General features: G+C 32.2%; 13 protein-coding genes. 6 read left to right on the top strand and 7 right to left on the bottom strand.

Annotated elements, in window-relative coordinates; genetic code table 11:
- The first annotated feature begins 331 nt into the window (after window positions 1-331).
- Window positions 332-1,624, top strand: a complete 1,293-nt coding sequence (locus G7061_RS06795) for a recombinase family protein (RefSeq protein WP_159636926.1) — start codon at window positions 332-334, stop codon at window positions 1,622-1,624.
- Between the two features lie 253 nt (window positions 1,625-1,877).
- Here the strand turns inward: G7061_RS06795 and G7061_RS10995 are convergent, their stop codons facing one another.
- The 6 genes from G7061_RS10995 to G7061_RS06760 all read right to left on the bottom strand — a co-directional run bounded on the left by G7061_RS10995 (window position 1,878) and on the right by G7061_RS06760 (window position 6,678).
- Window positions 1,878-2,075, bottom strand: a complete 198-nt coding sequence (locus G7061_RS10995; RefSeq protein WP_370456907.1) for a tyrosine-type recombinase/integrase — start codon at window positions 2,073-2,075, stop codon at window positions 1,878-1,880.
- A gap of 791 nt (window positions 2,076-2,866) precedes the next feature.
- Window positions 2,867-3,181, bottom strand: coding sequence for a hypothetical protein (locus G7061_RS06785; RefSeq protein WP_166082818.1), 315 nt, complete (start codon window positions 3,179-3,181; stop codon window positions 2,867-2,869).
- 1,516 nt (window positions 3,182-4,697) lie between these two features.
- The gene (locus G7061_RS06775; protein WP_159640304.1) at window positions 4,698-4,880 is read right to left on the bottom strand and encodes a hypothetical protein; all 183 of its coding nucleotides are present in this window, start codon (window positions 4,878-4,880) and stop codon (window positions 4,698-4,700) included.
- A gap of 101 nt (window positions 4,881-4,981) precedes the next feature.
- Window positions 4,982-5,146: a hypothetical protein gene (locus G7061_RS06770; RefSeq protein ID WP_159640307.1), complete on the bottom strand. Its 165-nt coding sequence runs from the start codon at window positions 5,144-5,146 to the stop codon at window positions 4,982-4,984.
- Between the two features lie 387 nt (window positions 5,147-5,533).
- Window positions 5,534-6,382, bottom strand: a complete 849-nt coding sequence (locus tag G7061_RS06765) for an IS3 family transposase (protein ID WP_240914436.1) — start codon at window positions 6,380-6,382, stop codon at window positions 5,534-5,536.
- 14 nt (window positions 6,383-6,396) lie between these two features.
- Window positions 6,397-6,678 (bottom strand): hypothetical protein, encoded by a 282-nt coding sequence (locus G7061_RS06760; RefSeq protein WP_159640310.1) that lies wholly within the window; start codon window positions 6,676-6,678, stop codon window positions 6,397-6,399.
- Window positions 6,679-7,020: 342 nt separating this feature from the next.
- Between G7061_RS06760 and G7061_RS06755 the strand changes: the two genes are divergently transcribed.
- The gene (locus tag G7061_RS06755; RefSeq protein ID WP_166119993.1) at window positions 7,021-7,767 is read left to right on the top strand and encodes a helix-turn-helix domain-containing protein; all 747 of its coding nucleotides are present in this window, start codon (window positions 7,021-7,023) and stop codon (window positions 7,765-7,767) included.
- Between the two features lie 402 nt (window positions 7,768-8,169).
- On the opposite strand, the gene G7061_RS06750 is transcribed toward G7061_RS06755, so the two are convergent.
- The gene (locus G7061_RS06750) at window positions 8,170-9,012 is read right to left on the bottom strand and encodes a helix-turn-helix domain-containing protein (RefSeq protein WP_166082816.1); all 843 of its coding nucleotides are present in this window, start codon (window positions 9,010-9,012) and stop codon (window positions 8,170-8,172) included.
- Window positions 9,013-9,521: 509 nt separating this feature from the next.
- Here G7061_RS06750 and G7061_RS06745 point away from each other — a divergent pair.
- From G7061_RS06745 to G7061_RS06730, 4 genes are all read left to right on the top strand, one after another.
- Entirely contained in the window at window positions 9,522-11,450 is a 1,929-nt protein-coding gene (locus G7061_RS06745) for a hypothetical protein (RefSeq protein ID WP_166119988.1), read from the top strand.
- A complete protein-coding gene (locus tag G7061_RS06740) occupies window positions 11,447-12,076 on the top strand; it encodes an ABC transporter ATP-binding protein (protein ID WP_166119985.1) in 630 nt (209 codons plus the stop codon). Before G7061_RS06745 ends, G7061_RS06740 begins: the two co-directional genes overlap by 4 nt.
- A 370-nt stretch (window positions 12,077-12,446) precedes the next feature.
- On the top strand, window positions 12,447-12,911 hold the full coding sequence (locus G7061_RS06735; protein ID WP_166119982.1) for a hypothetical protein: 465 nt from the start codon (window positions 12,447-12,449) through the stop codon (window positions 12,909-12,911).
- 250 nt (window positions 12,912-13,161) lie between these two features.
- Window positions 13,162-13,971: a hypothetical protein gene (locus G7061_RS06730; protein ID WP_166082811.1), complete on the top strand. Its 810-nt coding sequence runs from the start codon at window positions 13,162-13,164 to the stop codon at window positions 13,969-13,971.
- Window positions 13,972-14,115: the final 144 nt, after the last annotated feature.

Below are 14,115 nucleotides of genomic sequence, written 5' to 3'. Positions count from 1 at the left end.
TGGTATAAATAATGTATAGACTTGAACCCCCCCTCAAGTTTATATTGAGTAAATGCATAATTTAACGATATGCCTTTTACTTAAGTAAGACCTCTATTTTTCGGAGGTCTTTTTCTTTTGATGAATGATATGAATACTCTTATATTTGAAATTTTCATCACCAGATTTTTCATTGTCATCCACCTATATATAGGTGTAGTTTTATCTGGAAATTTATTCAAATTTTTGTGCCTCTTATGACAGTTGAAAAAATATTGATTCTTTGTGCTACAATTATTGGGCTAGCGTTTTATGGGGGTACTCCGTTATCTAAAAGTAGAGGAGTATAGATATGGATGTAATTAAAGAAATAGCAGTGTATTGTAGAGTGTCAAGTGAAGACCAAGCAGAGTATGGATATAATTTAAGAGAGCAAGAAAGAAGAATCGAACAATATCTTCAAGTTTACGAAGATGAATTTCAAGAAAATGTTGTGAAGTATATCGACGATGGTTATTCTGCAAGAACTCTAAAAAGAAGAGAAATGAAAGTTCTGATCAATGATATTCAACAAGGCAAAATAGGTAAAGTTGTCATACATAATCTAGATAGGCTGACTCGTAGTGTCACAGACTTGATGTATCTTTTGGAGTTGTTCAATGAATTTGATGTACAGTTGTATAGTCTGAAAGAAAAAATAGATACAACAAGTGCAATTGGTCGTTTCTTTGTATCGATGATTATACTAGTTGCTCAGTGGGAAACTGAAGCGATAAGTGAACGTACAATCAGAGGCATGGATCAATCAGCGTATGAAGGAAATTGGGTTCACGGAAAAGCTCCTTACGGATATGATATTATCGATAAGAAATTGGTGATAAATGAGAGGGAGGCAGCTATTGTAAAAGAGGCCCATTATCTATATTATTATGAGTTCAAAAATAGAAGTGAAATTAAACACTTGTTCAACAACAAACATCGGAAAGAAGCCTTTGTGTGGACAGATGACAGAATTAGGGTATTATTAAACAATGTAATCTACAAAGGAACATATCAAAATAGTAGAATAGTAATCGAAGAGCATTCGCCAGTCATTATTGAGCCAAAATTATTTGACGATGTACAGCTCGCTCTTTCCTTACGAAATAAAAGGAGTCAGTATCCGTATCTATTCAAAGGTAAATGTTATGATTTTAAGTCTGGTGAAATGCTTACAGTAAAACCAACAAAGAAAGATATGGGTTACTATTTATACTACAAAACGATGGACGGTAAATACATCAATGAAGATATTATCGCTGAAGCAGTTGTGAATGACATAGATCAATATATGAATACTTGTATACTTGATGCAATTAAAGTTAAAGTGAGCACACTTAAAAGACTTGATAGTAGTAGGAGGCTTTTAGATTCGCTACTAGACTCTGGTTTCATCAATATTGATTACTATAGGGAAGAATGTAAGCAAATTTATGATAAACAAAGTAACCATGAAGTCATCATTAAGTCAATCAAAACTAATATCAAAAGTTGGATAACTATGTCTACCCTACAGAGACAACTGTTTGTTAGGAAAAATGTAGATAAAATAGTAATAGATATGCATTCACTAAAAGTCATCAAAATAAAGTTCAACAAACTATGAAAGTTTAAGATTAACCCTTGATTGTATTTACAATCATGTTATAATATGAATAGTTAAAATATCTCTGTCAAAAGATAGCATGAAAATTCCGACACTAATTAAGTGCAAAGTTCGCTTAGGCGACGATCGGGGCACCAAGACAACAATAAAACCCACTGTATAGTGGGTTTTTTAGTGTCTGAAAATATTAGAGTACATGAATAGTACATGAATAGTACAAAAAAAATTATAGACTATTTAATTTATCGAACATTTATTTCTTTCTTTTCGGAAATAGGTGACCGTATGTTTCGTTAACTTCATGTACAGAATGTCCTAATCGTTCAGATATATCTTTGGCTTCCCAACCGATATCAATCAATGTAGATACATGTGTATGTCTTAAATCGTGCCAAGTAAAATAAAGTACCTCAGCATCAAATAAGTTTTCTTTCTCTTGAAGGCGCTTAATGAGCTCAGTTTGAGTTATTCCGTATTAAGAGGCAAAGTATCTATATTTTCTATTATCAAGAGTGTTCTTAGACATTCTTTTTTTTGGAATCCTATTAACGCATAACTCGACTTCATATAAGGATATTTATTTATTAAATTTTCAATTTCAAGAACACACGAATCAGGAACATCAATAACTCGTACATGATCGTTTTTTGTAGTTATTAGAATTTTATTTTTATAGTCATAGTTATTTTTTACTGACAGCGTCTTATTATCTCTATTATAATCACTTATACTTAGTCCTTATAATTCACCAAATCTTAACTCGCACCAATAAAGAATGCTAAAAATTGCTCTGTCTGTCGCATCTAAGACGTTAGCGATAAAAATTTCATACTGTTCTTTTGTCAGTAAGGTTATAACTTTTTCTCTTCGAAATCGCGACGGTTAGCAAATGGAGTCAAATTAAATGGATTGCTATCTAAATACCCATCTGAGTTTGTGACTATTGAACACGATCCATTAGTTAACATAAAATGGTTAGAATCATATCTTAATTCGCTCACCGGCAACGAAAGAAATTTATTCGATAAACGAGTGCAAGAATATGTAATCAACGGCACAGGCGATTTAAATGAGTTTGAAATGATATATGCAACAATCATGAATGACTTAATAAGCGCTTATGATGATGCAGGAATTAAAAACGAAAGTATTAAATCGTACATGAGAGGAGAATGAGACTTTTGTAATTGAAAATATAAACACTCTTATCATCCGCAAAACGGTGTTAAGAGTGTTCCGAAACTATTTAAGTAAGGAGTTACCTTTTGCATATTCTTTTAATGCTGAATACCTATCACATAGATCGGCAATAATCGAAACTGCTTTGTTGTTACTTTCAAGGCAATCATAAGCAACATCATCAATTGATTTAAGCAAAAAATCGACAAACTCATTTCCTACGATCGTACCGTAGTATAAGCGACTTGTGTTAAAACGTAGCACAGACAACTCGTATGATCTAAATGATTTGTCGTTGGAGCTTTGCGACATTTTTTCTAAATCATCAATTACAGCATTATATTCTTTCAAAACTTGGACATTATTCTCGTTCATCATTACATCTCCTTTCAGTGTAAACACTATCGTCAGCAGAAAGACTAATCAATTAAAAATAATTTTAACCAAAAAGAAATCAAGATGCTGTAGTAAAAAACACCCTTACAGCCAGTATATAAAGGCTGTAAAGAGTGCCTGTGAAATAATGAAATTGAACTGTACTAAACTAATTTGAAGAGTAATCTAATTAACCCCAGGACATAGAAAACCAAAATACTAAAAATAGGGATTGAGAGGAGAGTTTTTACAATCAGATTCAAAGCTGGAGATTTAACTACTGGGTCTAAGTAAGTGGTTAAATCATGGCAAATCAATATCACAACGATTGTAGTAGATGAAATCGATAGCAGGAATAATAACCCTGTTAAAAAATTTACATGAATGTATGCAGATGCAAATAGCAAAAAATGAAGAATAAATGTAAGAATCGATAACGTGAATTTGTTGATTGACTGTCTAACCATCTAACTACCACCTTAGTCTATGGATAAACAATAGCAAATAAGTAAGGTGAATGGAAGGAGTCAAAATAGTTAAAACTATCAAAAAGTAAAAACACTCAAACGTCTACTTTAGTAAGAATGTAATGAGTGTTATCTAAATGGAAATAACATGTAGGTTATCTGCTAGATATCTTTCCTCAGTATTTCGAGGAGGACTTCATAAATACGTTGTAACTCCTTCCCTTCTGTCGATCCAGAAGTCAAAGGTATCGCAACTCCTGCATTAAAATCAATCGAAGCTGTATCTGAATACGTTCTAGATGTGGTGCTGTAGGAAAATCTGAAGGCGATAGGCGATTCAGGTATGTAGTGTCGATCCAAATGAATTATCTTCGATTGGGCTCGGTCCTAAAGTTAAACCGATTAAGGTTTGTTCAATTGAGACGTTGTTTAGTCCGTTGATGCTATCACTAAAATATTTATAATCACATTCAAAACTATCTATTACACATCCAGTGGGACCAGAGTTTTTGATAATCAAGCCATATAGCATAGTCCCAGGATTGTAGATATAAGGATAAATAGTTATATAAGGTCTCGTGCTTTCTTCGATCATACGGTTGTTTGCGACATTTATGAACGAAATTATCTGAAAAATAAAAATCCAATTCATTATTTTTTCGAACGACTGAAAACAATATCATGATACCCATAGCTTGGATAACGATGATGACAGTCGCTAATACAAAAACTTAGAATTTTGCGATTGGTTTCATAGATGTTATGAGTGTCTTTTCTTCTAAGCCATTTATAGTAACCCGAACGATTGATGTTCATGATTGATAGAATAAATGTAACAGGGTATTGATTTGATAGATTGTACGCTATTTCATATTCCAGTCTTTTGAAGTAACGAACACCTTGTTTGCACCAACTCCTTTCACTAAATAACCTTTTTTTTTACCGTTCAATCTCTATGTCACGTCTCAATATTTCTAATTCCAATCGTTCGGTTTCTGTAAGTGATTTACTCGAGTGTAAAGCGGCGAATTGATTGCCCGTTTTCTTCTGATTTAATAGGCCGTCATCACTTTTTCAAGAAATCGATAAATCCAACCCTTGACAGTCCCCAAGGGAATATCTTCTTTATTTGCGATTTGATGCATGCTATAGTGCATTTCACAATATAAAGATATTACATGTGCTCGATCCTCATAACTCAATTTCCTATTTTTACCACCTTTGGCTCTGCCCATAAGAAAACCTCCTTTAGAATTTAATTATTACACAAAAAAAGTAAACATGGTTTTTTCCATGTCTACTTTTAGTTTACAACTTCACACCTAAGAGGGTCTTTTTATTTAGTTATAGTCTTGTTTGATTTTAAATATTTTTTTATCCCTAGCAATACATATATGATAAGAATCAGAACAAATATTTTAATTAAAAAAATTATATACGGATCTAAAAAACGAAAAATTTTAACAAAAAAATCATCTATATAAAATAATCCTACTTCCATACAAGACCTCCTTTCTTATATTATACTTCTTTTTGTATCATATGAATATTAATTTCTCTTAGGTTTCTTTTTTTAATAATTTGTTGAAAAATCCTTTTGGTTTCTCTTCTTCTTTTGTTACTGCATAATTCCTGATTTGTTCAATATCACCAAACGATAATTGTTGATTCTCAGGTGTAAAACCACTTGTTCTATTTGAAAGGTCAGGATTCCTTAGAGACTTTTCAATGTATCGCGGGGATGCAGTTCCTTTAATAATTGCTTTTCTAAGATCGTTTAAATAAACTGGACAGTAATTAGGAAATTAATTGATTAAATTCAAGTTCTTTTTCGTCAGGGGACAGCCAATCGTTGTACGAATGAGGTTGTTCTAGTCAAGAAAAGTTGCTACATTAGGGTTGAAATGATATAGATTTGATTGGGTGATAATCCATTATTATAAGTATGTGTACGTTTTGAGTTATACCATTTCTGTTCAAAATCATTCATAATCGAATCCATCCTTTCTTTTGTAGTAAATGAATTATGGTTCGTACATTCGTGTTTGAGTGTGTTGAAGTATCGCTCCATGACTGCATTGTCATATGGACATCCTGCGCAACTCATGCTTTCTTGGATAAAACGTTGCTTACAGAAATCACTAAATAATTTACTTGTGAATTGACTCCCTTGATCACTATGTAAAATTAATCCCTTATCTGGATAATAGCGTAATAATGCTTTATGCAACGTATTAATAGCTAAACGAGAATTAATCGAAGTGCTATTTTGAGAGGCAACCACTCTGCGATCATATACATCAATTATCGTGCAATTATATCGAGGTGTTCCATTCCTCAAGTACAAATAAGTGAAATCAACACACCAAAGACGATTTGGTTTTGTTACATGAAAATTCTGTTGAATAAGATTTGGAAACACTTTATGTTGCTTGCCTGTCTTGAATGGTTGCTTTTTACGCCGAATAATTAATGAAATATTAAGTTCCTTCATATATTTTCGTATAGTTGAAAGGAAGTAGGAGTATCCATGATTAGCACAATAATACGACATCATTTTAACTCCCATCGTTCCGTTACTTCTATGAAATGATTCACTAATAAAGCGTTGTACTTTAGCTTTTTGCTCGTAGTATGGCGCTTTTCTCTGTTTTAGATAGTTGTAGTATGCATTCGTACTTACTTTTAATTTTCGGCATAACCAACGAACCCCAGAGTTTTTACCATGTTCTTTAATAAACTGATACTCACTTAATCGATTTCCTTTGCAAAGTATGCCGCTGCTTTTTTTAAGAATTCATTTTCCTTTTTAAGTGCTCTAATTTCTAGAATAAGTCTTTTTGATTCTTCGAGTGATAATGTGACTTCTTCGATATAAGGGTTGTTTTGGCATTCTTTGCGAAGTTCTCTAAGCCAGTATTGTAGTGTTCCACTTCCACGATGATACTCTTGAGTAAGACTTTTAATCGTTCTTCCTTCTTTAAGATGTAATCGGATGACTTCATCTTTTGTTTCTTTACTATAATTTTTCATAAGTTGCTCCTTGATTTGATTTTATCATTACTCAACCAAGGTGTAGCAATTTTAGTTTACTAGAACAAGTTTATTTATTTGAGATAAATAGGTTCCCTTTCATTTCGTATTGATTATGATTTTTCCTATTTACAGCCTATATTTACAGTATATTACCAGTATTTGAAGTAAGAAATGATGTCGACTCATAATTTGCTAAAATTATTGTAGAAATTAGATGCAGTTCTGAATAGGTATAGTTTAAGAAGAGAGAATTCTATCATTTTATTATGTAAGCAACCGCAAGTTGCGTTACGAATTCTATAAACAAGGATATACTTCTGGTATACGGAGGATTACAAAATGAAAATAAATGAATTACTACGACTTCATCGAGAAAAGATTGGCTTTACACAAGAACAGCTCGCTGAGACAATTTATGTTACAAGGCAAGCAGTCTCTAAATGGGAAAGGGGAGAATCATTACCTGATCTGGAGAATATAATTATTCTTAGTGATTTGTATGATATATCAATAGATGAACTTTTGCGAGGAGCAAAATTTTTGGTGAAACCATTCCAAATTGGAGAGCACTCTTTCAGAAGAAATTTGCTCATTGGTATAATAATTTCATTATCGTTTTCTTTCATAGTATCTGGCGGAAATAATCTTGTTGTGTTTAGTTTCGTGCTAATTTTTCTCGTGTTAATAACGGTAACATCTATTAAGGAAGGCAAGATAATCATTACAAAGCAAGGGATTAAAGTTGTTGACTATAAAAATACAATTCAAAAAATTCGATCAGTTTTTTCTAAAGACCGTAATGTGCTAAATTATTCGTTCAATGAAATAAACAGTTTTTCGATAAATTATGTGAAACGTCTAAGAATGAGTCCATTTGATTTTCATCCAGATATATTTCAGGTAGTGTTTAGAACAAGTGATGGAAAAGTTCATACTCAAACATCGACACCTCAAGTGACAAAAAGTTTACCAATAATATGTGATTACCTAATGAAAAAGGGAGTCACGGTTTATGATGATAATGAAATCATAGAAATCATTATCAAGGGAGAGAATATATACGAAGTGCTGCATCGAGATAACTAGAAATTGTTAATGTTCAAGGTTTTTTTTTTTTTTTTTTTTTTTTTTTTAATACTGTACGAAGGTTGAGCTTTGTAGCATTGTATTTTTCATAATTTATGTTATAACATACTTAAATTAAAGGTAACCGTCCACTGAGAAGCTCAATAGACGGTAAGTAAGGAGCGACATAATCATATAGGTGTGATGTAATCATGAGAATGATTTAGGGCAATGTCCTGGTAGGCATCAAAAAAACATTCAAACAAAGAGGACACTCATTACAAGTGTCTTTTATTACAAAAAGAAAACCTCTGATACTGTTTAATACAGAACTGTATGTTCGTAATTACAGTAGTTGAGGTTTTAAAATTGTAAAAAGTATTAAATGATTGCTTGATTGAAATTCGTGATTACTTTGAGCTATTAATGTTGTGAAGCGAATACAACGAATGGTGTAATATCAGACATTCGTTTTTCTCGTATTAAATAATCTAAAATCATATCAATCGTTTCAGTATCCACAAATGGTGCGAGAGGAATCAAGCCTTCAACACGCGCATTCGGCATAGACAGAGTAAGTTCAACGTGTTTGCGTAGTACAGCATCTTCTACAAACGGATATAGGCCTTCAATACCTTCCATGTCACTTTTCTCGTGAGCATAAGTGAATAAATTATTAATAGTCTCTGCATCCATAAATGGAGCAAAAGGTACGATGTCTGAGAGTTTGAAATCTTCTCGTAGTTTTAATTTTCGGATGATCATATCTAGATCTTCTTCATCTATAAACGCAACCAATGGCACAATGTCCTGAATTTTATAACGATCAATGTTTTCAAGAATCCAGGCATTAATTTGACTTGTTTCCATAAAAGGAGCAATTGCAATCAGTGATTCGACCGTGAAATCTTCAGGGTCAACTTTACTAAATACTTTTTCGAAAAGATCGGGCTTTGTAATTGGAGCAATATCAATAATTTCTTTCTCGTTTAATGGTTCATCATTTTCTATCTTTCGAACAGATTCTGCCATCCTTACATTTCCAAGTAGTTCATCAATTGAAATTGAAAAAATTTGTGAGAGTTCTGATAATTTTCCAATATCGGGACTTGTTAATCCATTTTCCCAAGATGATACTGCTTGATGGCTTACACCAAGTGTTTCTGCTAGTTCTCCTTGAGTAAGGTTTCGTTGTTTCCGTTGTGCGGCAATTACCTTACCAAGGCGATCCATATTAAATGTACTGACATTGTGAGTGATTTTCATAATCATACCTCGCTTTCTAACTAAATCTTACAATCTGAGTGTCACATTATAAAGCAAGCGCTCCTTGAATTATAGATTCAAGTAACGCTTGAATTAGTGTTTACTTATTGTTTTCATAATAATACGGTAATAATCTTCTGTCAATGAGATGTCATGATAGCGATCTTTTGGGAACTAATCAATCCTAGAAATTCACTTAAAATATTCTACATCTTACGTTGGGAATTATTAATTGTTATAAAAGTGTTTAAGGTTAGCGATAAGCATCGTAGTAGAAAAAAGCTATTTTGATAATGGAATACCAACTCGACTTTAAACTGTCGAATGACTTAGCCTTGACTCTTGCAAAGCATCAGTCTGTTTAAAACTACCAAATAAGTGCAAATAACGACGACTTGGACAGATATACTGTAAAATGAAAATTTTGTTTGGTAGTATTTTACTATAAGTCTTAAGATTAATGTATCGAAATTATCATGTGTATCCTGTGATGATGAGAGGAAAAGTAAATGAGGAAAACAATTAACATGATCTTATTAAGTGTTTTTACTTTTACGTTACTAATGTCAATTTTCCAAGTAGATAGGTTTTCTGAGTCAATGACTATCGAAAACTATGATAACGAAGAAGTTGAATCTTATTACATGGTTTTTGATAGTGATTCAGCAGATAGCAACAATAAAAATCGACTGTTGAATGAACTTGATATCTTATCCAGTCAGTTAGAGTTTAATATATATATTATAGATGTGAGTAAAGTGCGCGAAGACCGTTTAAGTATTATAGCAAAAACGAACGATAGATCGTACATTAATAATCTACCGATTCGGAACGCTAAATTGATTGAAATAGGTAATTTCTCAAGCATAAATAACGGATTCACCAATTTATTTCAAGTTTTCTCTAAAAGCGTACTTAGCTTAGACTTGGTGGATACTTTACCCACGAGTCTGCAGTTAGAAAATTTTAAAATTAATGTGACAATACCTCTAAATATTGAAAATAAGCAAATAGTATCTTTACTTAGCTCAATTGCAAGCAATTATAATGCACAAATTGTTAAATCAGAAGTGTATGTGCAAGATTCCTTCATTTTAAGAATATTTAATATGAACACATTTATTTACTTTTCTTTTTTGTGTATCCAGGTACTAGTTGTTTTTAATGCAATTTTATCAAGCTCTAAAGAAATAATCATAAGAAAAATTGAGGGATATAGTTCTCTCAATATTTGGAAAAGTCTCACAATTAATAAACTTTCACTGTGGCCATTCTTTATAATTGTACCGATACAGTTAGGATTAATTCTTTATGTTTATCCGTACAGGAGTATCACAAAATATCTTATCAAAATCGAATTGATTTATTTGATGTTTTCAATCATTGTGTTGCTTATAGCTGCTTGGCTCATGATTTGGATCATTTGTAAGCACAAAGAAAGTGAACTAATTAAAGGAAGATTACCTTTAAGAAGAATCCAATATCTCGTTATGATTCTTAAAATAGCTACTGTATCCATGCTCTTAACCACAGTTTCTGCAGTGGTTGATGATGTTATGAGGTACACTTCGATGCGTTCTAATTCACGAGAATACTTTGAGAAGAATGATGGATATTATGCAATAGACGGAAGCAATAATGATTCTAGAATGATGACAGAAGAATTGTCTCGAGATTTGTATGAAAGCATCGACTTGGAAAAATTTGTCTACAGTGCATATGAAAATGATAATGGGCAAATAATCGTAAGCGTAAATGAGGATTATTTTGAAAGAGCGAAAATTTCAGTGATGGATTATGAAATATATTTTTATGCTCCATCCGATAAAACATTTTTACCGAGTATGTTAGCGGACTACTTCCCTAACAACTTTAATGAATTTGCGTTTAATGAACTTGAGAAACCATTAGGAGATTATGCTCTCAAAAATAGATTGATGATTGTTGATGGCGATGATAGGTTAATAATATATATACCTACTGAGAACACAATCTATCATTCAATCATAAAGTTTGATGGAAGTGAGAGCGATTTTCAAAACTACATTAATTCTCTGACTTTAAGTAAAAACTTGGGAACTCCTCTGACATCAATTAGTTTAAATGAAGCATATGTTGAAGTACAACATATATTTGCGAAGACTGCGCTAAGAGCGATTTGTGTTTTGATTGTGACACTAAGTGTTCTGCTATTGTGCAATTTTAGTAATGTCGCAATATCTAGAAAGAACTATGTAAGCGTAGATAGAATATATATATCGGAAGGGTATGCTTTAAAAAAATCAACGAGAGATTATCTCGTAAACAATATGTTTATGTACTTACTTGTGTCAATATTTGGAAGTGTGATTCTGAAAATAAGTCCAATGAATTATATACTACCGTTGATATTAATATTATTATGTGATCTGCTGGCTATTGTAGGAGGCAACAAATGAAAATTCAAGCTGAAAATATCGTAAAGAAATATGGTCAAAGAGTGGTTCTAAACAACTTCAACATTTTGATTGAATCTGGAGAATTTATGGCTTTAATGGGTGAAAGTGGTTGTGGTAAAACCACATTGGTTAATATACTTGGGCTCATTGATTCTGAATTTGAAGGGGTAGTTAAATATGATGGAAAAATAGTTTCAAGATCGAGTGATAAAAGACAGATTTTGAAAAATGACATTTCTTTTATCTTTCAAAATTACGGGCTTATTGATAATAAAACCGTAGAATACAATTTATCTTTACTTCTAAACGTCAAAAAAATGAGAAAAGTGGAGAGGCAGGAAGCAATTAATTTAGCATTGAGTAAAGTAGGTTTAATTGATATTTTAGATAAAAAAGTTTACGAGCTGTCAGGAGGAGAACAACAAAGAGTCGCATTATCAAAAGTCTTCCTTAAGAAACCTAAGCTAATTATTGCTGATGAGCCAACAGCATCGTTAGATAGTGAAAATGAAAAAGAAGTGATGCAATATTTTAATGAGATAAATCAGGAAGGCTGCACAATTGTTGTCGTAACACATAGTGCAACTGTTGCGAGTTATGCAAAGAGAACCGTGAAAATTGAGTAATCACCAGAGTGAGGGTTAATGGATCGTGTATCTAATAGTATATCTTTAGATAGTGTTCCACAATATCACTTTCGACCATCAAACTATGCCATGAAACTGAATTTTCCAATAATTGATGATGCAGGTATGCAATGATTATATGTATTGAGTGCTACTTATGTTAGGTTGATACATAGCACTTTTCAATGAAGCTACGTCAAAACCTTGGAAATAAGATAAAATATCAAGTATTTCGAAGGAACGAACACTAGTAATTGAGGTAGGAATATTTTAAACAATAGACTTAGTTCAATTTGAATTCTTATTGCTCTACAAACGCTTCATCATCGATCGTATCAGGAATAAGTGTGAAATAGAGGAGGGTGATAATATGAAAAGAGTAACTGTAATCAGTATACAGCTATTACTTGTAGTAGGGTGTGCTTCGAATAATGATTCGTTAAGAACTGTTACAGTATGCAAGAATAATTATTCTTTTTCAAACTACAGTGCATTCACGCATACAATAATTGCCCAGGGTGATGAAATACAAAAAATGGATGCTGTTGGAATACTAAACTTTGATTCTATGGAAGATAGAGATTCGGCTTTTAAAATGTACAAAGAAAGTGAATCAGAGTTTAATGAAAATAATGGAATAAGAATATCAAATGAAATCTATGAAGATACATCAATAGTACAGAACTATGAGTATGATTTGGAATTAGTGAAAGACGAAAGTCTGATCATGAGAAGTATAAGTCCAAATGAAAACATAAATCGAGGGACCTATTTATCTCGCGATATGATGATTAAACAAATAGAGTCTACAGATTTCACTTGCAATACAGAATAGGTTCTTTCCGCATCAATCGAACCTTGAAGTGTCTTGTAGTTTTTATGGTCTTTAACACCACAGGGTGATAACTGGGATATGCGGTTCTTTTACATAATTGTATGTTAAAAGAAATATAGATTATTGTTAAAATTCGGATACTTTTCACGACTTCGACAAGGATATCCAAGGGTAAAAATCAAAGGTTATTAAGAGTAATAGTGATTTTGTTGGAGAAATGCTGCATTCTAATTAAAAGGAGATAATAAGTATGGATCAGAAGCAATACAACGATTTAATCAACCATCATATTGATTACCAAAAATGTATAAATGGTTATTTGGCAGGGGTTTCGAAAGAAACTCTATTGTCACTCAAATACATGTGGGGTGGGGTGGAGAAGCAACTATTTGACGCACAACTTTTCGATCGAAATTCGGTTGTTTCTACATATTCAAGTTTCGTATATTTTTATCCTAATAAACCATCAAATAAAGCGCGTTGCCAGGAGTTTGTAAAGACAATGTCAGATATGAATGCATTTAGCAGGGGAGATTTAAGTGCACAGTTAAATTTCGATACCGTATTCTTCGCACTCAATGCAGGCTCGGGTGGTGAAAACTACTATTTTAGTAATTTTGAAAATTTTCACTATAATGGAGCAAAACCTTCAGCCTCAAAGGCGTACTCACTTCATAAATTTATTTTTAATGAGCGTTCTCACTTACACGGTGCTTACATTACCGATGCATTCAAAGGGTTAGCAACATCGAACGGGAGCGAACTTAAATCAGCCTTTAAACAAATTTCAAAGGTGTGTCCTAATTTTGAAAGTGATATCATTAATGCATATGTTGATGCAATAATTGAAGAACTTACTGTTTTACGCGCTAAGCCAAAGGTGATTTATTATTTGGGAAAAACAGATTTGCTTAATAAATTCATGTCGGTCTTTAAAAAGAAATGGCCTCATCATACAGAGCTCGTCAATATCTATCATTATTGTGCGACTGGAGTATTTAACAAAGATATTAATCGCGTCGTGTCACGAAACGACAATTGGAAACAATACATTAAATAGAGAGTCTAACAAGTTTCAAGTTCGATATCCAATTTCAATTGAAACTAAAATATATGAATTTTATAGTTAATAAAACTGACATGAAATTCAATATTAAAATTACATACAGAAACAGTGTTTTATAAGAAATTAGAGTTCTAATTT

The organism is Erysipelothrix sp. HDW6B (genome assembly GCF_011301115.1).
In the GTDB taxonomy this organism is placed as follows: domain Bacteria; phylum Bacillota_I; class Bacilli_A; order Erysipelotrichales; family Erysipelotrichaceae; genus Erysipelothrix; species Erysipelothrix anatis.
This window is presented reverse-complemented; position numbering and strand designations above follow the sequence as displayed.